The sequence below is a fragment of the Acinetobacter sp. ANC 3882 genome (genome assembly GCF_022549545.1).
Classification (GTDB): Bacteria; Pseudomonadota; Gammaproteobacteria; order Pseudomonadales; family Moraxellaceae; genus Acinetobacter.
On sequence record NZ_JAKZGB010000002.1, the window covers coordinates 225,065 to 246,916 of the forward strand.

Annotated in this window: 19 protein-coding genes; 11 read left to right on the forward strand and 8 right to left on the reverse strand. The window is 42.5% G+C overall.

Annotated elements, in window-relative coordinates; translation table 11 throughout:
* Position 1 precedes the first annotated feature (1 nt).
* On the forward strand, positions 2-715 hold the full coding sequence (locus MMO42_RS06200; RefSeq protein ID WP_005297419.1) for an AzlC family ABC transporter permease: 714 nt from the start codon (positions 2-4) through the stop codon (positions 713-715).
* Complete coding sequence (locus MMO42_RS06205; protein WP_241319739.1) at positions 712-1,029, forward strand: AzlD domain-containing protein; 318 nt, start codon at positions 712-714, stop codon at positions 1,027-1,029. The genes MMO42_RS06200 and MMO42_RS06205 overlap by 4 nt, the downstream gene beginning before the upstream one ends.
* 46 nt (positions 1,030-1,075) lie before the next feature.
* Here MMO42_RS06205 and MMO42_RS06210 read toward each other — a convergent pair whose 3' ends face one another.
* Entirely contained in the window at positions 1,076-1,831 is a 756-nt protein-coding gene (locus MMO42_RS06210; RefSeq protein ID WP_241319740.1) for an SDR family oxidoreductase, read from the reverse strand.
* A gap of 107 nt (positions 1,832-1,938) precedes the next feature.
* Here MMO42_RS06210 and MMO42_RS06215 point away from each other — a divergent pair, with 107 nt between their 5' ends.
* Positions 1,939-2,823, forward strand: a complete 885-nt coding sequence (locus tag MMO42_RS06215; RefSeq protein ID WP_241319741.1) for a LysR family transcriptional regulator — start codon at positions 1,939-1,941, stop codon at positions 2,821-2,823.
* Positions 2,824-2,910: 87 nt separating this feature from the next.
* On the opposite strand, the gene MMO42_RS06220 is transcribed toward MMO42_RS06215, so the two are convergent.
* Positions 2,911-4,218 carry a citrate:proton symporter gene (locus tag MMO42_RS06220; protein WP_241319742.1) on the reverse strand — a complete coding sequence of 436 codons (1,308 nt, stop codon included), beginning with the start codon at positions 4,216-4,218 and terminating at the stop codon, positions 2,911-2,913.
* A 353-nt stretch (positions 4,219-4,571) separates the two neighbouring features.
* Between MMO42_RS06220 and MMO42_RS06225 the strand changes: the two genes are divergently transcribed.
* The gene (locus MMO42_RS06225) at positions 4,572-5,348 is read left to right on the forward strand and encodes an HD domain-containing protein (protein ID WP_241319743.1); all 777 of its coding nucleotides are present in this window, start codon (positions 4,572-4,574) and stop codon (positions 5,346-5,348) included.
* A 52-nt stretch (positions 5,349-5,400) separates the two neighbouring features.
* Here the strand turns inward: MMO42_RS06225 and MMO42_RS06230 are convergent, their stop codons facing one another.
* The gene (locus MMO42_RS06230; protein ID WP_005297407.1) at positions 5,401-6,693 is read right to left on the reverse strand and encodes an MFS transporter; all 1,293 of its coding nucleotides are present in this window, start codon (positions 6,691-6,693) and stop codon (positions 5,401-5,403) included.
* Positions 6,694-6,905: 212 nt separating this feature from the next.
* Positions 6,906-7,283, reverse strand: coding sequence for a MerR family transcriptional regulator (locus MMO42_RS06235; protein WP_241319744.1), 378 nt, complete (start codon positions 7,281-7,283; stop codon positions 6,906-6,908).
* A gap of 103 nt (positions 7,284-7,386) precedes the next feature.
* On the opposite strand from MMO42_RS06235, the gene MMO42_RS06240 reads away from it, so the two are divergent.
* Complete coding sequence (locus MMO42_RS06240; protein WP_241319745.1) at positions 7,387-8,490, forward strand: SDR family NAD(P)-dependent oxidoreductase; 1,104 nt, start codon at positions 7,387-7,389, stop codon at positions 8,488-8,490.
* Positions 8,491-8,554: 64 nt separating this feature from the next.
* Here MMO42_RS06240 and MMO42_RS06245 read toward each other — a convergent pair whose 3' ends face one another.
* Positions 8,555-9,442 carry an SDR family NAD(P)-dependent oxidoreductase gene (locus tag MMO42_RS06245; RefSeq protein ID WP_005297403.1) on the reverse strand — a complete coding sequence of 296 codons (888 nt, stop codon included), beginning with the start codon at positions 9,440-9,442 and terminating at the stop codon, positions 8,555-8,557.
* Positions 9,443-9,691: 249 nt separating this feature from the next.
* Positions 9,692-10,969: an aminotransferase class V-fold PLP-dependent enzyme gene (locus MMO42_RS06250; protein ID WP_241319746.1), complete on the reverse strand. Its 1,278-nt coding sequence runs from the start codon at positions 10,967-10,969 to the stop codon at positions 9,692-9,694.
* Positions 10,970-11,268: 299 nt separating this feature from the next.
* Between MMO42_RS06250 and ettA the strand changes: the two genes are divergently transcribed.
* Positions 11,269-12,930: an energy-dependent translational throttle protein EttA gene (ettA, locus tag MMO42_RS06255; protein WP_005209269.1), complete on the forward strand. Its 1,662-nt coding sequence runs from the start codon at positions 11,269-11,271 to the stop codon at positions 12,928-12,930.
* Between the two features lie 46 nt (positions 12,931-12,976).
* On the opposite strand, the gene MMO42_RS06260 is transcribed toward ettA, so the two are convergent.
* The gene (locus MMO42_RS06260) at positions 12,977-13,354 is read right to left on the reverse strand and encodes a sel1 repeat family protein (protein WP_241319916.1); all 378 of its coding nucleotides are present in this window, start codon (positions 13,352-13,354) and stop codon (positions 12,977-12,979) included.
* Positions 13,355-13,664: 310 nt separating this feature from the next.
* On the opposite strand from MMO42_RS06260, the gene MMO42_RS06265 reads away from it, so the two are divergent.
* From MMO42_RS06265 to MMO42_RS06285, 5 genes are all read left to right on the forward strand, one after another.
* Positions 13,665-14,063: a cation efflux protein, CzcI-like gene (locus MMO42_RS06265; RefSeq protein WP_241319747.1), complete on the forward strand. Its 399-nt coding sequence runs from the start codon at positions 13,665-13,667 to the stop codon at positions 14,061-14,063.
* Between the two features lie 53 nt (positions 14,064-14,116).
* Complete coding sequence (locus MMO42_RS06270) at positions 14,117-15,538, forward strand: TolC family protein (protein WP_241319748.1); 1,422 nt, start codon at positions 14,117-14,119, stop codon at positions 15,536-15,538.
* Positions 15,538-16,776: an efflux RND transporter periplasmic adaptor subunit gene (locus tag MMO42_RS06275; protein ID WP_241319749.1), complete on the forward strand. Its 1,239-nt coding sequence runs from the start codon at positions 15,538-15,540 to the stop codon at positions 16,774-16,776. Before MMO42_RS06270 ends, MMO42_RS06275 begins: the two co-directional genes overlap by 1 nt.
* On the forward strand, positions 16,766-19,933 hold the full coding sequence (locus tag MMO42_RS06280) for a CusA/CzcA family heavy metal efflux RND transporter (RefSeq protein WP_241319750.1): 3,168 nt from the start codon (positions 16,766-16,768) through the stop codon (positions 19,931-19,933). The genes MMO42_RS06275 and MMO42_RS06280 overlap by 11 nt, the downstream gene beginning before the upstream one ends.
* A gap of 131 nt (positions 19,934-20,064) precedes the next feature.
* Entirely contained in the window at positions 20,065-21,009 is a 945-nt protein-coding gene (locus MMO42_RS06285; RefSeq protein WP_241319751.1) for a cation diffusion facilitator family transporter, read from the forward strand.
* Between the two features lie 300 nt (positions 21,010-21,309).
* Here MMO42_RS06285 and MMO42_RS06290 read toward each other — a convergent pair whose 3' ends face one another.
* Positions 21,310-21,648: a hypothetical protein gene (locus MMO42_RS06290; RefSeq protein WP_005185581.1), complete on the reverse strand. Its 339-nt coding sequence runs from the start codon at positions 21,646-21,648 to the stop codon at positions 21,310-21,312.
* Between the last annotated feature and the right edge of the window lie 204 nt (positions 21,649-21,852).

The window sequence follows — 21,852 nt, forward strand, 5'->3', positions numbered from 1 at the left end:
GATGTTAAGTGAGACCATAACAGATAACACGCCAATGACCGCATCTCGGGCATTTTTAAACGGTGTGATTAAAATATTGCCTCTATGCTTTGCAGTTCTACCGTGGGGTTTGCTTGCGGGCTCCATGGCGATACAGGCGGGACTGACCACGCTACAAGCGATTGGCATGTCGGCTTTGGTTTTTGCTGGTGCGGCGCAATTGATGACCTTGGGTTTAGTGATGGCTGGAACACCTGCCTTAACCATCATCATTTCGGTATTTCTGATTACCACGCAGCATTATTTATATGCGCTGTATTTACGTGAGGATATTTCCAAGCAACCGCTGAAACATCGATTGATGCTGGGTTTTTTGCTCACCGATGAATTGTTTGCTGTAAGCATTAAAAAACAGCAGCACTATATTTACTATTTACTTGGGGCTGGCAGTTGTTTTTATCTGTGCTGGGTGCTGTTTAGTTTATGTGGCGTATTATTGGCGGCTTCAGTGCCAAATTTAGATCAATATCATTTAGACTTTTCGATTGTTGCGACCTTTATCGCGATTGTTATTCCCTTTATTAAAAATATAAACACCTTGGTCGGTGTGTTGGTATCTGTGCTGTTAACCTTGGTTTTCTTGAGCTTAGGGATTAAGAGTGCAGCCATTTTGGCTGGTGTAATCGGCATGTTGACAGCGACCTGCTTACAGAATCTTCGGGAGCGTGCAGCATGACTTGGTTTCTTCTGATTATTTTGGCTTTAGTGGTGTTTATGAATCGCTATATTTTGCTGGAACCGAATATTCCGTTGCGATTACCGAAATGGTTTCAGCAGTCATTGCAATATTCTGCGCCGTGTTTGCTGACTGCGATTGCGACACCGATTGTCTTTATGGATGAGCAAGGTGCATTCCGTTCGACTTTATTGAATCCATATTTCCTTGCCACGATCATCACCGTTGTGCTTGCCTATAAAGTCAAACATACCTTGCTGACTATTATCCTGAGTCTGGCTTGTTTTTATGCCTTGGTCTATGGGTTAAATTAAACCAGCTTGGGATAGAAACCATCCCAAGCTTATTACTCAACACACATTAACGTGTGGTATAGCCGCCATTGGCGAAAATGGTTTGTCCGGTAATCCACCAACCCTCTGTGACCAGAAAGCGGACCAGTGGTTCAATATCTTCAATTTGGGTAAGACCGCCTAAAGCCGATGCTGATTTATGATAAGCCACCGCTTCTGGCGATTCTTGTCCATAAAAGAAAGGTGTATCCATTGGCCCAGGTGCAACAGCAGTGACCGAGATACCGCGCTCACCAAATTCTTTTGATGCCGCACGCGTATAGTGCTCAACAGGTGCTTTTAAACCTTCATAGGTTGAATAGAGACCTGTATAGGCAGCCAGTAGACTGGTGACGATGGTACAGATTTTTCCATTTGGATTGAGATGCCAACCCGCTGATTGAATAAAGAAGTAGGCAATTTTATTGTTGATGTCATTCATACCATCAAACTCTTGTTCGGTGGTGTTTAAGAATGGTTTTTTTAGTACGCGCCCAACCGTATTAATCGCAATATCAACACCGCCAAATTCCTCTTTGGCTTTGACAAAGAGTGCTTCAATATTTTCAATGTGAGATAAATCTGCTTGAACGAGTATGGCTTTTGCCCCAAGTTGTTGAACTGCTTTTAAGGTTTCTTCCGCATCTACTTGTGTCGCTGAACTATTATAATGAATGAGTAAATTGGCACCTTGTTCAGCGAATTTACGTGAGATCAAACCACCTAAGTTTTTAGCACCACCCGTAATCAATACGGTTTTTCCTTTTAGATCATGCTTTGACATTGATTTATCCTCGTCTTGTTTTGCATGAAAATCATGCTAATTGAATTTATTTGTTTGAAATAGTTGTTAGTATTGAACTGATTGTGCAAGAAAGTTGAACAATAAAAATGGATAAGATTGATCGTTTAAAGATCTTCTGTTTGGTTGCAGAGAAACAGTCTTTTGCACAAGCCGCAGTGCAACTGGGGCTGCCGCGTTCCAATGTCACATATGCGATTCAGTCACTTGAAAAAGAATATGAAGTGCTCTTGTTTTATCGAACCACGCGAAAGGTGTCTTTAACTCATGAAGGCAGTTTGTTCTATGATGAAGCCATGCGGTTGGTGGCACAGCTCAAGGAGCTGAATCGTTTCAAAACCCATGTGCGTAGTCAGGAGGGCAAGATCAGTATTGGTATGCCAAAACGTTTGGCAACACAAGTTCTGATTCCTCATCTATCCGCGTTTTACCAACGTTACCCCAAAGTAAAAGTGCTGGTGAATGGTAGTGATGACTTTTCTAATTTGATCGAGCAACAGCTGGATTGTGTGGTACGCGTGGGACAAGTTCAGGATGAATATCTGTTGATTCGTCCCATTACCCAGACCGAGATATGGACTGTGGCGGCCCCACAATATTTGGCTGAGTTTGGTGAACCTCAGCGTTTTGAGGAGCTACAACAACATTTTGCGGTCGATTATCATGTGGCTAAACATTATCGAGAGATGAGTGAATTGGCTTTTCAAGCGCATCGGATCAAAATGCCGTATCGCTTATTGATTGAAAACACCGAAGCCTATATTCAGGCAGGTTTAGCGGGTATTGGCATTATTCAAATTCCTGAATTTGATGCAGCACCTTATGTGCAACACGGGCAGTTACAGCGTTTATTTGCTGACATCCCGAGTATGCAGTTACCAGTCAATATTTTACTGACTGACCGTCAGTATCGACCCAAGTATTTTCAAGATTTTATAGATTGGCTGGATGAACTCTTAAAAACCAAACTTTAAAATAAAAGCGTGATTTTCTGAGGCTAAGCGCAGCATTCAAACCAATAAAAAAGCATACCTGAGTATGCTTTTTTATTGTGGAAAGGATTAATAAAGACCAAGTAAGAAGCCAGCACCTAAGGTGAAGAAGCTGAATAACCAGATCCAACCGAAAGAATAGCGCAAATGGCGTCCCATATCGGTGCCTGTCAGTCCGACTGCAAGCCAAGTTGCAGGCGAGAATGGACTCACAAAAGTTCCTGCATTATTGCCAATTGCCATGGCATACACCACCGAGTCAGCATTGACACCAGCCGTTGCAGTAACTTCCTGCACGATCGGTAACAGCGCAAAGTAATAAGCATCGGTACTGGTAAAAATGTCCATCGGTACACCTAAGATCCCGACCAGAATATGTAAACTGCCGATCCATGTGCTGGGTAGAATTTTGATTAAATCCAAGGCAATCGATTGCAACATGCCGGATTCAGAGAGAATCCCAAGAAATGCGCCCGCAGCAAAAATAATCGCAACCATACTTAATGCTTGCGGTGCATGACGACCAATCACTTCAATCTGTGTTTTTGGTTGAGGGAAATTGATGATCAACACCAGTGCAAGGGCGATCATAAACACATAAGGCGCAGAGAATAGACCAAACGCCAAGCAAATGATCGCTGCAACGATCAACCCCAAGTTAAACCACAGGTTTTTGGGTTGAGCATCTTCTTGGATATCTTCGGCAAGGTCCTTGGCCATACAGCCTTGTTCAAATGGGGTGGTACCGAAAGCTTGAGCTGCGAGAATCCGTTTTTTCTCACGTAATCCCATGAATACGGCAAACACCATCATTCCTGCCACACCAATCACTTGAACGGGAATCAGGCTATGCCAGAGTGTGGCAGCATCCAACCCTGTCGCGGCTGAAGCACGGCCCAAAGGTCCGCCCCACGGCACCATATTCATCACGCCCATACTACCTGCCATCAGCAATAACATCAGATAAGGACTCATCCCGAGTTTACGGTAGAGTGGCAATAAGGCTGGAATAATAATCAGAAAGGTTGCAGCACCTGAACCATCCAGATGCACAATTGCGGCAATCACAGTGGTCATGACCGCAACAATCACAACATTGCCGCGCGTCATTTGAACCATGCGTTTAATCATTGGGTCAAAGACATGTAATTCTTTTAATATACTGAAAAATAAAATAGCGAATAAAAACATCGTCGCTACTTTGGTCACTTTGGCTAGACCAGCTTCAAAGAAGCCAGAAATCTCGCTAATCGAAAAACCAGCAATGAGGGCGCCAATAAGAGGAACAATCGACATCGCTACAATTGGACTGGTTTTACCAGACATCAGCAGCACGACAATCGTCACAATAATTAGAATACCGATCAGCGTCAGCATTATTTACTCCCTTAAGTTGTAACCTCTTGTCATTGGAAAAGTGTTAAAAATACACCAAAAATTAAAAAATGAAGCGCCGTCCATTATGCATAAAAACTTAATTAATTCTTAAAAATAAGAATAAAAACTACGCAAAAAGCCGATTAAATGAACAAAATGTTTAATTTTAGATAAAAATTCGACTCAAGCTCCTTTTAAATTATGTGATAAGTGTGTGAAAAAATGATTTTTATCTGGTCTAAAAGAGAGAGGTAAAACCCAAAAAGCCAATCGTAATCCTTTTGACTTTCGCGGTTCATTCAAGTAAAAATTAAATTAGAGTAATTACTCTAATTTTGATAGGGAAAGTGAAAATGCAAATTGGTCGACAAGCTTGGATGAGACAAACTTCAGGTGATTTATCCTTAAAGGATCGTATGGCGCTATTGAGTCATAGCCTGTTGCCTGTACTAAAACAAAGTATAAAAATGTACAGTTTGGCGAATCGTAACGGGCCGCTTGTTCAGCACGACTTGAGTCTGGATGATCTTAGATTGCCTGACAGTTCAGACGTACGGCAGGCATTAGAGCAAATGCAATCTTGTAGTTCGGATGCCTTGCAAAACCATTGTCTCCGCACATGGTGTTACGCAGTTGCTTTTGCCAAGATGCAAGATCTTCAGCGTGATGATGAGCTGTTGGCGGTGTCGTGTTTATTGCATGATTTGGGAATGACTGCACCGCATTATCAGCATGAACCACATTGTCGTTGTTTTGCGGGACAGGGGGCTTATGCTGCAAGAGATTGGTCACTCGAGCAGGGGTGGCAACCAGCACGAGCCGATCAACTTTTTGATGTGATCAGTATGCATATGAATCCTCATGTGGCATTGAAAGAAGGCGTTGAAGCACATTTGCTGCAACAGGCGGCCAGTTGTGATGTGATTGGAAGTCGTGGTTTTGAGTTTTCAAAACAATTTAGGCAGCAATTACAGCAAAAATATCCTCGGCTCGATTTTAATCGAATCATAATTGAATTTACTCAACAAGAAGCGATGCAACGTCCTCGATCCCGTACCGCCATGGTGGTGCAGAGTGGATTTAGGCATTTGGTAAATCTGAATCCTTATTTGGAATCAACCCCCAAATAAAAAAACCACCTTTGCTTTGACAAAAGTGGTTCTTGTTCACGACAGAATATATTTAATGGTCATGTTCCAAGTATTCAGGCTTTTTCGGTAAGGCCAAACTACATAAGAAACAGATAATCAGCATGACAATCACGTATACGAAGAAGGTATTTTCAATGCCTGCATCTTTAAATAATAACGCCACCGATGGTGCAGAACCGCCAAATAAGGCATTACCGACAGCATAAGAAAAGCCGACACCCAAAGCACGGACATGTGGTGGGAACATTTCAGCTTTGACGAGACCACTGATTGAGGTATAGAAGCTCAGCAACATCATCAAGAAAATCAGTAGAAGCGTGATAATAACAGGGGAGTCAGCAAAGCTGCGCATGCCTGTCACCATGACGGGATAAATAAAGATCGCACTGAGTAAACTGAATGCCAACATGGATGCACGACGACCAATACGATCTGACAACATACCAAACAAAGGTTGTGCCAGCATAAATACGAATAGCGCAGTGGTCATGATAAAGCCGACCGTTTTGCCATCCATGCCAATATTGGTGAGATAGGTTTTAGAGTAAACAGTGACGACATAGAAGGTCAGTGAACCTGCTGAGGTATAACCAACAACCAATAAAAAGGTTTTCCAATGCTGTTTAAGCAGTGCAACTAAACTACCTGATTCTTCACGGTCAGCATCCTCATGGGACAAGGTTTCTTCTAAACGACTACGTGCCAGTAAAGACAATAATGCAGCAATACCACCGATCACGAAAGGAATACGCCAGCCGCCATCATTGAGTTGCTGTTCGGTCATAAAGCCAAGCAAGATTACCCCGAGTAAACTGGCAAGTAATTGACCACCCGAAAGGGTGACGTACTGAAATGATGCAAAGAAGCCTCGCTGACCTTTTAAACCCAGCTCACTCATATAGGTCGCAACAGCACCGTACTCACCCCCGACAGATAAGCCTTGTAATAACCGAACCATGAGCAGTAAAAATGGTGCCCACATGCCGACTTGATCATAAGTCGGTAAGGCTGCAAATAAAAATGAACTGAGTGCCATTAAACAGATCGAAATGACCATGGACTGCTTACGACCCTGACGGTCAGCAATCCGTCCGAATAGCCAACTACCGATTGGGCGCATAAAAAAGCTGGCCCCAAACACCCCCCACACATAAATGGCTTTGGTAGTTGGGTCCATATCTGGAGCGGTCAATGCGTGGGTAAAATAGGCAGCAAAAACGGCATAAATATAGAAATCGAACCATTCAACTAAATTCCCTGATGCCGCACCAACAATACCTTTAATGCGACTTCTTCTTTCTTCCTTGCTATATGTCTGACTCATATCTGTTCCTTTTCAACCAAGCAAGATTCTGTAACTGAATCTTTACAGAATGTTATATACCGCTAAAAAAGGATGAAAATGGCACTATTTTGTATGCTTTTTATGAATAGATTTTTATATGAGGAGAATCAGACGGGTTTTAGCTAAGCCTTTGAGAGAGATCAGAAATGTCAGAATGGTCAATGCTGATATTTTAATGAATTGAAAAGCAGTTAATTTAGGTCTGGAATCGGACAATCTTTTCTTAAAGGGCAGGCTTCACCCTGAGTAAATTTGCTTAACATGGTTTTGATTTGATGAAGTTGGGCAATCTTCTCATCTATTAAATCTAACTTGTCTTGAAAAATGCTTTGTACTTGTGCGGCAGGAATTTCATCCAGTGCTGTCATCGCTAAAATCTGTTTAATCTCATTGAGTGAGAACCCCAAATTTTTCGCGGTACGAATCAGTTGTAATTGTTGCAGTGTTTGTTCTGAATAATCTTTATAGCCATTATTGCAGGTGATGGATTGAATCAGCTGCATTTTTTCATAGAAACGAATGGTGTCCCTGCTTAAATCAGTCTGTTTGGCCAACTGTCCAATTAACATGGTGATCCTCCTTATTATTCTTGAAAGCGCTAAAAAACACTTGACCATTGAGTGTACTCCATCCTTTAGCCTGTGCCTACATTCAATAAAAAGGGTAATCGAGATGGAAACTCAACATCTAACAGCACAGCAAGACAAGCAAGTGGCGATGGTCGCTGGTGCGACAGGATTTATTGGACGCTATCTGATTGCTGAATTGCTACGGCAGGGGCATCAGGTTTTTGCATTACTGCGTCAGAAGGATGAGCAAAAAGCCATACTTACAGATTGGCTTAATCAACAACAAGTCGCTCTGGATCAACTGACTTTTATTCAGGGTGATGTGACACAGCCCAATCTTGCCATCAGTGAACAAGATTGGGAAAAATTAAGCACAGTGAATACTCTATATAATAGTAGTGCACTCTTTGCATGGAACTTGAGTAGCCAGCAAGCACGGGCTGTGAATGTGGAGGGAACACTGAATTTATTGAATTGTGTTCATCAACATTGTGCTTTAAAGCGTGCGCTACATGTTTCGGGTTATATGTTGACGATCACGAGTCATTTACAGCAAGCAGGGATCTGCCTTGAACAACCTGATCGTACTGAGTGGCAATCTGTGTATCAACACTTGGGGGCTTATGAAGCATCTAAGATCGAAGCACATTTTGAATGGATACAACAGGCACAACAGTTATCGGTAGACTGGACCATTATCCATCCTGCAACTGTTGTTGGCGATGATGTGTCGGGTGAAATTCCGATAAATCAGCCAATCGCACAAATGATTGATTTGCTCAAGCGAGGAAAAATGAGCGCCATCCCAGCAACGGCTCAGCATTATCTACCATTGGTTCGTGTCGATGATCTATGTCGGATCATGGTCAATGCTTCGATTGATAGAGCATTGTCGAATCAAGCGATGTTGGTGGTGAGTGAAAATAATCTGGCTTTACATCAATTGACACGGTTGATTGCAGAGCAATTACAGGTACGTGCCCCAACAAGACATGTACCGATCGGGATGTTGAGGTTTATTTTAAAATGGCAATGGTTGGCGAAGAAATTAGAAATGTCCAGCGAAATGCTGAATTTCCTGAGAACTGAACAGCTGGATCGAACGGTCATGACCCAATTTCAACAACGTTGGCAGATTTCGACAGGAAACTTAGAAACAGCGATTTGTAAAACAACCGATTGGATGAATCAAAATACAGGCGCTTAAATTACTGATGCATAAAAAAGCAGCCAATCTGTTGAGTGGCTGCTTTTTGAATCATCGTAGACGATTACCAGTGTTCACCTGGGAACAAACGCGCATAAGCACGTTGCATAATGTTCAATTTCTCTTGCTCACCGACAGATGCTGTAGAGCTTGGGAATAAGTTGAAACCAATCGACATTAAAATGTTGTTGACGTCAGGTGCAATCGCATAGGTAATCGAAGCAAGTCGACCTAAATTGGTTGCAATCTTTTTCGGACGTTTCACAATTGCATAGGCAATTAAATCGGCTGCTTCTTCTGGTGAAAGCGTTGGCACATATTTATAAATCTTGGTTGGTGCGATCATTGGGGTACGCACTAAAGGCATATAAATTGAAGTAATCGCAATTTTGTGTGAATGTACTTCCGCAGATAAACAACGACTAAATGCATCCAGCGCAGCCTTAGACGCAACATACGCAGAAAAGCGGGTTGCATTGGCAAGAACACCAATCGAGCTAATGTTAATGATTTGGCCGTCTTTACGTTGCATCATGTGCGGTAAAATATTCAGTACTAAACGTACTGCACCAAAGTAATTTAACTGCATCGTACGTTCGAAGTCATGGAAACGATCAACAGATTCATGTACCGCGCGACGGATTGAGCGTCCTGCGTTGTTCACAAGAATATCAATGTGATCCACTGCCGCTAAGATTTCTTTTGAAACTGCGTCAATCGATTCCATATCATTGAGATCACATGGAAATACTGTCGCTTTTCCACCTTCAGCCTCGATCTCAGCTTTGACCTCATCTAACTTCTCCTTAGTACGGGCAAGTAAGAGGACATGTGCACCTGCTTGCGCAAGGTATTTTGAAACCGTTAAACCAATACCACTTGATGCACCAGTGACAATGATTGTTTTACCGTCGACTTTTTGCTGAAAAAGTTTTTTGAGTTTTGCATTCATGTAAGTTACCTACATTAATCACGCTGTTGTTTGCAATGCCTTCTTATTACGATTAAACACTACACTTTATTTTGGTGTAATATTAACCGATATTTTTTGTTTGTCTAGTGTAAATCTTTGAAAAATAATGTATTTTTTAGAGTAAAAACTCTAAAACAAGATATTGTAATAGTTGAAAAAGCAATTATATTTTTTAGGTTTTGCACAAAAAATAAGCCCCTAAATCGGGGCTTATTGATTTCATTAAAATTAAACCTGAGCGAGGGCCTGTTCGAGGTCAGCAATCAGATCATCAACATGCTCAATCCCAATAGATAAACGGACTAAGTCCTCACTGACGCCTGCTGATTTGAGCTCCTCTGCATTGAGCTGGCGGTGCGTCGTCGTGGCTGGATGGCAAGCCAGACTTTTGGCATCTCCGATATTCACCAGACGAGTAAATAGCTGTAATGCATCAATAAAGCGGGTACCACCTGCCAAACCATCCTGAACACCAAAGGAAAGGATGGCAGAAGGTTTACCTTTCACATACTTTTGTGCCAAATGATGCTGTGGATGGTCTTTTAGACCTGCATAATTCACCCACTTCACTTTTGCATGTTGTTTTAAATATTCGGCAACTTTGATGGCATTTTCAGTATGACGTTCCATCCGCAGATTCAAAGTTTCGAGACCTTGCAAGATTAGGAATACGCTCAATGGGCTGATTGCAGCACCCGTGTTACGCAACGGCACTACACGTGCGCGTGCAATAAAAGCGGCTTCACCCAATACTTCGACATAATTAACGCCATGATAACTTGGATCAGGGGTATTTAATGCTTTAAAGCGTTCAGGGTATTTGCCCCAAGGAAATTTGCCGCTATCAACAATCACGCCACCAATACTGTTGCCATGCCCACCGATATATTTGGTCAGAGAGTGCACCACAATATCCGCACCAAATTCAAATGGCTTCAATAGGGCAGGTGTCGCTACGGTATTATCGACAATCACAGGGACGCCGTATTCATGTGCAATCTTGGCAATCGCCTCAAGGTCGATGATATTACCTAGAGGGTTGCCAATCGACTCAACAAACACCAGCTTGGTTTTATCATCAATAATTTGGCGTAATGCGTCAGGATTTTGATAATCAAAGAAACGCACTTCGATGCCTTGTTTTGGCAGTGTATGGGCAAATAAATTATAAGTTCCGCCGTATAAGGTAGACACTGACGCGATATTGTCACCTGCTTCGGCAATGGTTTGAATGGCATAGGTAATTGCTGCCATGCCTGAGGCTAAAGACAGTGCCCCAATGCCACCTTCCAGTGCAGTAATACGCTGCTCAAGTACGGCAGTGGTTGGATTCATAATTCGGGTATAGATATTCCCTTGAACTTTGAGATCAAACAAATCTGCACCATGTTGCGTATTATCAAAGGCATAAGAAGTGGTTTGATAGATGGGTACCGCCACTGCTTTGGTGGTTGCTTCTGGTGAATATCCCGCATGAATGGCTAGTGTTTCATCTTTATAGGTCATGATTACATCATCTACGTGTGTTAAATATTGATCGAGTCTAGCGTATATTTTATCCAAAATGGTGCATAATTTTTGCGCTTGATAGTGATTTTAGTGATATAGCGAGTCTTGAATGGGCGTAATTATTTTTTGAAAATGAGCAAATAATTCAAGCCTGTAATGTCTTGCAAAAGAAAATCCTTTGATCCAGACAAACAAATGTCATCTTAACTTCAAGTCAATTGGGTTTTCAGCGTATAATACGCCGATTATTTTATTCGCTATTTTGCGATGTATTCGTTTTTCTTGAGGAGTCCTGCGTGGCCCAATATATTTATACGATGAATCGAGTGTCGAAAATGGTTCCGCCTAAGCGCGAAATCTTGAAAGACATCTCTTTATCATTTTTCCCAGGTGCAAAAATTGGTGTGCTTGGTTTGAACGGTGCTGGTAAGTCAACCTTACTCCGTATTATGGCTGGCGTAGATAAAGATTTCTCAGGTGAAGCTCGTGCACAACCAGGAATCAAAATCGGCTACTTAGAACAAGAACCGCCATTAGATCCAACCAAAGACGTTCGTGGTAACGTTGAAGATGGTGTACGTGAAGCACTTGATGCTTTAGCGCGTCTAGATCAAGTTTTTGCTGAATATGCTGAGCCTGATGCAGATTTTGATGCGCTTGCAAAAGAGCAGGAAAAATTAGAATCAATCATCCATGCTTGGGATGCACATAACCTGAATAACCAGCTTGAAATTGCTGCTGATGCATTGAATCTTCCAGCTTGGGATGCAGATGTATCACTTCTTTCAGGTGGTGAACGCCGTCGCGTTGCGTTGTGTCGTTTATTGCTTTCGAAGCCAGATATGTTGCTTCTTGATGAACCGACGAACCATTTAGATGCTGAATCAGTATCTTGGTTAGAGCGTTTCTTGAAAGATTTCCCAGGCACGATCGTTGCGATTACGCATGACCGTTATTTCTTGGATAACGTGGCTGAGTGGATTCTTGAACTTGACCGTGGCATGGGTATTCCTTACCAAGGCAACTATACCTCTTGGTTGGAACAAAAGAATGCGCGTCTAGAGCAAGAAAACAAGCAAGAAGAATCTTTTGCTAAGGCATTGAAAAAAGAGCTTGAATGGGTTCGTTCAAATGCCAAAGGTCAGCAAAAGAAAAACAAAGCACGTATGGAACGTTTTGAAGAACTTAACTCACGTGAGTTCCAACAACGTAATGAAACTTCTGAAATTTATATTCCACCTGGCCCGCGCCTAGGCAATAAAGTTGTAGAAGTTGAAGGCATCAGCAAATCATTTGATGGTCGTCTGCTTTATAAGGATTTAACCTTTACCATCCCGCCTACAGCGATTGTCGGTATTGTGGGTCCTAACGGTGCGGGTAAAACCACACTGTTCCGTATGATGACGGGTGAACAGCAACCAGATACAGGTACTGTAACGCTAGGTGAGTCAGTTAAAGTGGCTTATGTAGGTCAGATCCGCGATACGTTGGATAACAATAAAACTGTCTGGGAAGAAGTTTCTGGCGGTTTAGATATCCTAAAAATCGGCGAATACGAAATCGCATCACGTGCTTATATCGGTCGCTTTAACTTCAAAGGTCAAGATCAGCAAAAACGTGTAGGTGAATTGTCTGGTGGTGAACGTAACCGTTTACAACTTGCGAAAATCTTACAGTTAGGAGCAAACGTTATCTTACTGGATGAGCCATCAAACGACTTGGATATCGAAACTTTACGTGCACTGGAGGATGCAATTCTTGTATTCCCAGGTACCGTTATGGTGGTATCGCATGACCGTTGGTTCCTTGACCGTATCGCGACTCACATTTTGTCATTTGAAAATGAACAACCTGAGTTCTACGAAGGCAACTATGCAGAATATGAAGCTTACCGTCAGTCACGTTTGGGTGATGCAGCGGTTGCAAAACGTTCTAAATATAAAAAGATTACAGGTTAATTTCTGTCAATAAAAAAACCAGCTTTCGAGCTGGTTTTTTTTGTGTTTATGAAAAAGCCAATTCACTGAACGCTGTATATAAATAGTCTTTCGCTTCAGGATGCCCTTGATGAACTGCGCGTTCAAGCCAGTATTGTGCTTTTTTATAATCTTTATCTAAGCCCAAGTCTCCATCTAAATAACTTTGGCCTAGCTTAAATGAGGCATCTGCATTACCGCGGAGGGCTGCACGCAAGAAATACCAAACGGCGTTACGGTCATTTGACGAAACGAATGGATGAGAGTCCTGTTCATGCTCATGGTAGGCCAATGTTTTAAAAAATTCGGCTTTATGAATTTCTATTTCGGAATCGGACAGGCTGTTCTGTTCAATAAAACCAGAACAATAGGAATGCAACCGCTGTTTGATATTTGCAATATTCATCATGCAACTCCTTAAGCTAAGTTTTTCATTATTATGTTTTTAATATAAGTTTTTTCTTCACGGATATTGTTCTATTTGTGTACGAAGATACCAATTTATAGATTTTTTTAAAGTTTGGTATAGCACATGATGAATAGGGTGATGATGGAATTCTATCTATAACTAATGCTTTAACACTGAGAAAACATATTTTCAGCAGAAAAAACTGTTTTAAATCAGAAGGAAATTTGAACAAAAAAGTTTTGTAATTTTATTACATTGGCATAGCCTGCTATAGTGCCTTTGTGCAATTTACTGTAAGGGTGTGCTGTTGCAACGCTCAACGATTTTTGTGACCGTCTTGCTGAGTTTGTTCATGTTCCAAAGTTTCTGGAATGTGGCAGCGGCTTATTGCGCGCATGAAAAGTCGGGTGAGTACAGCGCTTTGAATCATTTCGGGCATCACGTCCCTGAAAATGCACAAGTTTCTGAGAAACATTCAAAAGTGGTTGATCAATACGCTTCTGATTTACCGATGCCATTAAGTTTGCAAGATCACCATGATCATTTGCCTTCTTGTTTCCATGTGGTCGTGACCGAAGCACAGCAACAGTTGAATGAACCCATTTTGCGGACGCATGAAGCAGAACCCAAATATTACTGGTCCAACTCATACCAGTCCCCGCATTTATCAGAATTAAATCCTCCCCCTGTATTGACCCCGCTATAGGTGGGGTAGCCGAAAAATAGCCCACCGCAACCTTATTATTTGCGGGGCTTTATATGTCTTTAAATCTAAATCAGCGTACCGATGCATTGCATAAAAATGCAGTAGAACATGGTGCGCCTTCATTGGCATTAAAATGGTCAGTCTTAGCGATTACGTTAACGGCTGTGATTTTTAGTCAGTCTGCAACAGCAGAGTCTTTGCTCGATGTGAATCATTCTTCGACTCAGGCTGTGCAGAAAAATCTGAATTTTGAACAAATCCTGCGAGATGTGAAACAGCATCAGGCAAGTATGGGCGTTTGGCAAACTCAGCAAGGCATTGCTGAAGCCAATGTTAAACAAGCACGTTTATGGGCAAACCCCAGTATTTCGATTCAACAAACGGATTTCAGATCAGGTAAAGACAAGGAATTAGAGTTTGGCCTTTCACAGAAGTTGGATGTTTTTGGTGAACGTCGCGCAGCGGTGAAACTCGCTGATGTGCAAGCTTCCCAAGTGGGTCTTAATCAAGAGTTATACGATGCTCAACTTGAGTTAGCAGTTAAATATCTGTGGTCACAAGTCGTGGTTTTGGAGCTAGAGCATGATGTTGTTCAGGCACAGTTAAAAACCAGTCAGGCAACTTTAGATGCAACGCGTTTAAGACTGCAAGCAGGGAGTATTGCACAGGTTGATTTAGACCGTACCCTGATGGCACATATTGAAAATCAGCGTTTATTTCAACAAACCGAACTGGCTTTGGCCACAGCAAAGCGCCAACTGGCGAATTTATGGGGCAGTACCGACAATCGATTCTCTGCCCAAGCGAGCAATGTCTGGCCGCAACAAAAAGATTTGCAAAGCTATTTGCAGAACAATCTATTTGAGCGGGCAATTCAACTCGATATCGTGCGGCAAAAAGCGAATATTGATTATTTGAGAGTATCCAACCGCCCGAATCCAACCCTTAATTTAGGGATGGTACAAAGTAAAAGTGCGGAAACCAATTCAACTGATAACAAATTCAGAGTAGGGATTGATATTCCGTTAAATATTTTCAATCGTCAGCAGTATTCATTGCGTATTGCCAATGCCAAACAAGATTTACTGGTCAAGCAGCAACAGTTTTATAAGCAACAAAACTTAAATGCAATTCAGACGTTAAGCGCAGAGTTGTCGGGTCTAAAGCAACAGTTTGATCTGGTCAATCAGCGACAAATTCCATTGTCTGAAACCGTACAGGAAAAGATGCTGCTGGGTTTCAAAGTGGGTAAATATGCAATTACCGATGTGCAGCAAGCCACGATGCAATTGCAGGATCAACGTTTAAATAAAGTGCAGTTGCTCAAAAGCGCATGGCAAAAACAGATTGAGGCAGAGAGCTTGGCACTGGGTATTGAGCCGGGTGTCGTCAGTTCAAGTGATGCATTAAATCAAATCAATCAGACCCTTTGGAAAGATACCAATAACCTTCCCGCTGTTGTAGGAGCAGAATAATGTCGACTAATAAATCTAAGAAACAGTGGTTTTGGGTCATTCTGGTTGTGGTTGTAGGCTTAGTCCTCAGCGCATTATTATTTTTTACTGGCAAGAACAAAGCGGGTGATGATGCAACAGCTTCAAAGGAGGATGGTCATGCCGAAGGCGAAGAAGGTCATACAGAAGGTGAAGCTGGACATGCTGATGAAACTGAGGAAGGCAGCTTAAACCTGACCCCAAAACAAATGACGGAATATGGCGTTAAACTGGCTCAGGTCGGTGTCGGAGAGGTAGGGCAGCAATATGCCTATCCTGCGAAATTGGTAACCAATACCGATCAGCAAGCCCATGTTTCGGCAACTTTTGCTGGGCGTGTGGAAAGTGTCAATGCTGCACTTGGCGAACAAGTGAAGAAAGGGCAGGTTTTAGCCACTTTGTTTATTCCAGATCTGGTAGATCAGCAAGCCAATTTAAGTATTGCTCAAGAGGCGTTAACACTTGCTCAGCAAGATTATCAACGTGAAAAGCAACTTTGGGAACAAGGCGTTTCAGCCCGTCAGGACTATCAACGTGCTTATAATGCTTATCGCCAAGCCCAGATTCAGGTACAAGCAGCACGTAGTCGTTTATCTGCTTTGGGCGCATCCAGTGGAAGTCAGGGACGTTATGTGTTGACCGCGCCATTAAGTGGTGTCGTCAGCCTGAAAGATATTGTGGTGGGGGAGCAGATTACTCCAGATAAGCAATTATTTGTGATTGATCAATTAGACCAGCTTTGGATTGAGTTTATTTTACCAAGCGTCAATAACATCAATGTACAGCCAAATCAGCAGATCGAGTTTAAATCTCTGCAAACCAGCAATACCTTTAAAGCACAAATTCAGACTTTAACCACAGCTGCAGATACACAAACGGGTCGTTTGCAAGTTCGTGCCAAAGTCCTGACCCCTGCCAAAGAACTACGACCTAATTTGATGGTCAATGTGCTATTGAATGGTGCGGATAAAAAGCCGGTCCTGCGTGTTGCCAAAGCTGCGATTCAGCAGATCGAGGGCAAAGCAACAGTTTTTGTGGCCAAGCAAGAAAAAGATAAATTGCATTTCACCCCAACGCCAGTACAGCTCGGTAATTACTCAAGTGATGGACTGTGGGTCGAAATTCAATCAGGCTTGACTGAAAAACAGCAATATGTCAGTCAGGGCAGTTTCCTTTTGAAATCTGAGATTGAGAAAGGAGAGGCTGAGCATGGACACTAAAGATAATTTGGGGCTTCCACCTGCGGAAGGCCTCTTTGACCGTATTATTCAATTTTCCATTCGTAATGCGATTTGGGTCATGCTGTTTGTGGTGGCATGGATTGGCGTCGGGATTTATAGCTATCAAAAGCTTTCAATCGATGCTGTTCCCGACATTACCAACGTTCAAGTACAAATTAACAGTCAGGCTGGTGGATTTACTGCGCCAGAGGTTGAGCAACGGATTACCTATCCGATTGAAAATGCCATGTCGGGTATTCCAAACTTGGAGCAGACGCGTTCGATTTCCCGTTATGGTTTATCTCAGGTCACGGTGATTTTTAAAGATGGCACAGATATCTATTGGGCGCGTCAGCTGATCAATCAGCGTTTACAAGAGGCAAAAAGTGCCTTGCCTGATGACATCGAACCACAAATGTCACCGATCTCAACGGGTTTAGGAGAGATTTATCAATGGGTGGTCAAAGCTGAGCCGAATGCAAAAAAAGCAGATGGTACCCCTTATCAAGCCATGGACCTGCGTGAAATTCAGGACTGGATTATTCGTCCTCAATTACAACGCGTGCCTGGTGTTGCTGAAATTAATACCATTGGTGGTTACAACAAAACTTATGTGGTTTCTCCAGATTTAAAACGTTTGCAACAGCTACAAATTCCTTTAACTGACCTGCAAACGGTGTTGACTGAAAATAATGAAAACCGCGGTGCAGGTTTTATTGAAGAAAATGGTCAACAACTCACTGTTCGTATTCCGGGCATGTTGAAGACGGTACAGGACATTGAAAATGTCACGGTCAGTACTAAAAATGGTTTACCCATTCGTGTCGCCGATGTCGCAACGGTTTCGATTGGGCATGACCTAAGAACAGGTGGTGCGACCTATAACGGTGAAGAAACTGTACTCGGGATCGCCATGATGATGATGGGCGAGAACAGTAAATCGATTGCCCAAGCATTAGATATCAAAATGCAGGAAATCAAACGTTCATTGCCTGAAGGGGTGGTGATCGAAACAGTGTATAACCGCAGTAATTTGGTCGATAAAGCCATTAAGACCGTTGCCAAGAACTTAATTGAAGGTGCAATCCTGGTGATTGTGATTCTGTTTGTGTTCTTGGGTAACTTCCGTGCGGCACTGATTACCGCCTGTATTATTCCCTTGTCGATGCTGTTTACGCTGACAGGTATGGCTGAACAGAAAATTAGTGCCAACTTGATGAGTTTGGGCGCACTGGATTTCGGGATTATCGTCGATGGTGCGGTGGTGATTGTCGAAAACTGTATTCGACGGTTGGCAGAGGCGCAGCATCATAAAGGGCGATTATTGACGCGTTCTGAACGCTTTACCGAAGTATTCTTGGCAGCGAAGCAGGCGAGACGCCCGCTGATCTTTGGACAAATCATCATTATGGTGGTGTATTTGCCAATTTTTGCACTGGCAGGTGTGGAAGCGAAGATGTTCCATCCAATGGCCATGACCGTGGTATTGGCATTAATCGGGGCCATTATTTTATCAGTGACTTTTGTGCCTGCCGCAGTGGCTTTATTTGTCACGGGTGAGGTAAAAGAAAAAGAAAGTCGCTGGATGGCTGCATTAAAACGCAATTATGAAGCTTTGCTGGATAAAGCTTATGCCTTTCGTTATGTGGTGGTGGCTGGTGCAGTGACCATTTTGATCCTCACGGCTGCGATTGGTTCTCGTGTGGGAAGTGAGTTTGCGCCGCAACTGAGTGAAGGAGACTTTGCTTTACAATTGATGCGTGCACCGAGTACAGGGATTGAGGAATCGCTCAAGATTCAGGAAAGTGTTGAGAAGCAGTTACTTGCAGAGTTTCCTGAAATCAAGGCAATTTTTGCACGTACAGGAACGGCAGAAGTGGCAACTGATGTGATGCCACCCAATATTTCTGATGCAATCGTGCTGTTAAAGCCACGTGATCAATGGCCAGATAAGTCGGAAACCATAGACGAGTTGCGGACTAAAATGTTGGCCTATGTTGAGAAAATTCCAGGTAACAATAGTGAGTTTTCTCAACCGATTGAATTACGTTTTAACGAACTGATTTCAGGGGTGCGTAGTGATATTGGGGTGAAAATTTTTGGTGATGATATGCAGGTATTGAACCAAGAAGCAGAAAAAGTTGCCCAAACGTTGCGAACCATCACAGGCTCAAGTGAAGTGAAGGTCGAGCAAACGGATGGCTTACCTTTACTCAATGTTGATATTGATCATGCATTAGCAGCGCAATATGGTTTATCCGTGAAATCCATTCAAGATTTGGTCGCAGCGAGTATCGGTGGACAAAGTGTTGGGCAGATTTTACAGGGTGACCGTCGCTTCGATTTTGTGGTGCGTCTCGATGACGTCATGCGTACCCCACAGCAATTGGCGATGTTGCCGATTCAGCTACCGAATGGTGGTCTGATCAAACTGCAAGATGTGGCGAAGGTTGAAAATATCTTAGGTCTGGCACAACTCAGTCGTGAAAATGGTAAGCGCCGTGTTGTGGTGACCACCAACGTTCGAGATCGTGATTTGGGCTCATTCGTGGGTGAGATGCAGCAGAAACTTGCACAGCAAAAATTACCAAGCGGTTATTGGCTCGGTTATGGTGGTCAGTTTGAAAATCTGGCTTCAGCAAAAGCCAGAATGCAAATTGTTGTGCCATTGGCATTGTTGATGATCTTCGTTCTATTAATGGCGGTCTTTAATAATTTTAAAGAAAGTTTATTGGTGTTTAGTGGCGTGCCTTTCGCCTTGTCTGGTGGTTTGGTTGCACTGTGGCTTCGCGATATTCCATTGTCGATGTCCGCAGGCGTAGGCTTTATTGCCTTATCGGGTGTCGCGGTACTGAACGGTTTGGTGATGCTGAGTTTTATTAAAGAGTTGAGAGAACAATTTGATATTCATTATGCAACATGGCATGGCGCAGTCTTGCGACTACGTCCCGTGTTAATGACTGCTTTTGTGGCATCACTGGGCTTTATACCGATGGCGATTGCCACAGGAACAGGTGCGGAAGTACAGCGTCCATTGGCGACTGTGGTGATTGGTGGGATTATTTCATCTACCTTGCTGACCTTGTTGATCTTGCCCGTAGTTTATCGTTGGATGAATGAAGGCAAAGAGGCGAAAAGTCAGGAAACCGCAACTTAATCCATTTATGCTATCTTCTTAATCAAGCATTATATTAAGAAGAACCTGAACCAGCCAAAGCTATCCCAGCTTTGGCTGACTATAAGGCCTGTAACAAAGAGGCCTTATTTTATCAAGATAAGGAGTCCAACATGAGTGGACATCAAGGGCATGACCATAGTCATGCAGTCGTTACTGAAGGCAATGCAAAAAAACTGACGATTGCGTTGGTATTAACCTCAACATTTTTAATCGTTGAAGTCGTCGCAGGTTTAATTACACAAAGTTTGGCCTTATTGTCCGATGCTGCGCATATGTTTACCGATGCTGCTGCTTTAGCCATCGCCTTAGCTGCAATTAAAATCGCTAAACGGCCTGCGGATAATAAGCGTACTTTTGGTTATCAACGTTTTGAAATTCTAGCGGCATTATTTAACGCCTCGATGCTATTCTTTGTAGCAATCTATATTCTCTACGAAGCCTATCAACGTTTTACTCAGCCTCCTGAGATTCAAAGTGTTGGCATGCTGATCGTGGCTTCATTAGGTCTAATCATTAATTTGATTTCGATGAAGATTTTAATGTCGAGTGCAGCAGAAAGCCTGAATATGAAGGGAGCCTATCTCGAAGTATTGAGCGATGCGTTAGGTTCGGTCGGTGTGATCATTGGTGCAATTGTGATTTATTTCACCAATTGGTACTGGGTGGATACCATTCTTGCGGTTGCGATCGGTTTCTGGGTCTTACCAAGAACGTGGATTTTGCTGAGACAAAGTATCAATATTTTGTTGGAAGGTGTACCAGAAGAAGTTGATATTGAAAAACTACGCAATGATTTGCTGGCATTGGATGGTGTTGAGAGTATCCACCAATTGAAGGTATGGGCGATCACATCGAAGAATATTCATCTCACGGTACATCTATTTGCACCCAATGCGGATCGTAATCAGCTACATCGTGCAGCAATTGATATGTTGGCGCATGAGCATGAGATTGGTGAGGTGACGTTGCAAATTGAAGATGATGCAGAAATGAATTGTCAGCATACCCATCAAAATAATGAAGAATCGGAACATGATCCTTCACATCAGCATTAAGCTGATGTGAATCTTCATTTAGGGATAATTGACCTAAACCTAGCATAAAATATGAAACTTGGAAGAGTCATCTACAACCTGAATAGAATTTGCAATGGATAGTTTTTGCAATATTTATATTTAAATGCAAGAAGTGAACAGGTTTTCTAGATGACAATGGTTTTGCCTGCTTTTCCCAAAAGAAAAGTAGGCAAAACCGAAGGTTAATCCTAAAATAGGATGAGACCTCAACATGATTCCGTTGTAACTATTTATTTTTTAATTTGTTAAAAATAAAAAACGACGGATTCTGGCTAATGATTAATTCTGCCATTCGTTGTTGCAGTCACGGCATTTCCAATGTTTTTGTGCCTGCATAAAGGATTGCATTGAAATTTTAAAATCAGGCAGATCACGCCAGAATAAAACGCCTGCAATGACGCAAATGACAAAGACCACCACGGTCGCGATTTGTAGACCTTGACCTGCACCATTGCCAAAAATCCACATCGCAACACTAATCAAGACCAAGATCAATAAAATGAAAATAGCTGGAACAAGAAGCACTAAACTTTTTGGCACATTCGGGCGCGGACTATTGGCACCCTGACTCGCAGGCATAATTTTCACGCTTTGACATTTCGGGCAACGGTATTGCATAGAGGATTCCTATTCTGTTTTGTCCATTTTAGCGAAATTTATGTAAAAGCAAAAATCCTGAGCGTTTCAAATACATAAATTTACTTATTATTTTCATTGTACAGATATTAAGGCCTAAGTATATGATCACGTAGAGGGCCATGCTACAGCTCGTCTAAAGCTGTTCGCAAAAGGATGTTCAGTCTGCTAAGTTGCGAGATGAAC

Excerpts from the sequence above, each read along its gene's own strand:
- MMO42_RS06200 (WP_005297419.1), top strand. The coding sequence starts at position 2 with ATGTTAAGTGAGACCATAACAGATAACACGCCAATGACCGCATCTCGG.
- MMO42_RS06205 (WP_241319739.1), top strand. The coding sequence starts at position 712 with ATGACTTGGTTTCTTCTGATTATTTTGGCTTTAGTGGTGTTTATGAAT.
- MMO42_RS06210 (WP_241319740.1), bottom strand. The coding sequence starts at position 1,831 with ATGTCAAAGCATGATCTAAAAGGAAAAACCGTATTGATTACGGGTGGT.
- MMO42_RS06215 (WP_241319741.1), top strand. The coding sequence starts at position 1,939 with ATGGATAAGATTGATCGTTTAAAGATCTTCTGTTTGGTTGCAGAGAAA.
- MMO42_RS06220 (WP_241319742.1), bottom strand. The coding sequence starts at position 4,218 with ATGCTGACGCTGATCGGTATTCTAATTATTGTGACGATTGTCGTGCTG.
- MMO42_RS06225 (WP_241319743.1), top strand. The coding sequence starts at position 4,572 with ATGCAAATTGGTCGACAAGCTTGGATGAGACAAACTTCAGGTGATTTA.
- MMO42_RS06230 (WP_005297407.1), bottom strand. The coding sequence starts at position 6,693 with ATGAGTCAGACATATAGCAAGGAAGAAAGAAGAAGTCGCATTAAAGGT.
- MMO42_RS06235 (WP_241319744.1), bottom strand. The coding sequence starts at position 7,283 with ATGTTAATTGGACAGTTGGCCAAACAGACTGATTTAAGCAGGGACACC.
- MMO42_RS06240 (WP_241319745.1), top strand. The coding sequence starts at position 7,387 with ATGGAAACTCAACATCTAACAGCACAGCAAGACAAGCAAGTGGCGATG.
- MMO42_RS06245 (WP_005297403.1), bottom strand. The coding sequence starts at position 9,442 with ATGAATGCAAAACTCAAAAAACTTTTTCAGCAAAAAGTCGACGGTAAA.
- MMO42_RS06250 (WP_241319746.1), bottom strand. The coding sequence starts at position 10,969 with ATGACCTATAAAGATGAAACACTAGCCATTCATGCGGGATATTCACCA.
- MMO42_RS06260 (WP_241319916.1), bottom strand. The coding sequence starts at position 13,354 with ATGAATATTGCAAATATCAAACAGCGGTTGCATTCCTATTGTTCTGGT.
- MMO42_RS06270 (WP_241319748.1), top strand. The coding sequence starts at position 14,117 with ATGTCTTTAAATCTAAATCAGCGTACCGATGCATTGCATAAAAATGCA.
- MMO42_RS06275 (WP_241319749.1), top strand. The coding sequence starts at position 15,538 with ATGTCGACTAATAAATCTAAGAAACAGTGGTTTTGGGTCATTCTGGTT.
- MMO42_RS06280 (WP_241319750.1), top strand. The coding sequence starts at position 16,766 with ATGGACACTAAAGATAATTTGGGGCTTCCACCTGCGGAAGGCCTCTTT.
- MMO42_RS06285 (WP_241319751.1), top strand. The coding sequence starts at position 20,065 with ATGAGTGGACATCAAGGGCATGACCATAGTCATGCAGTCGTTACTGAA.
- MMO42_RS06290 (WP_005185581.1), bottom strand. The coding sequence starts at position 21,648 with ATGCAATACCGTTGCCCGAAATGTCAAAGCGTGAAAATTATGCCTGCG.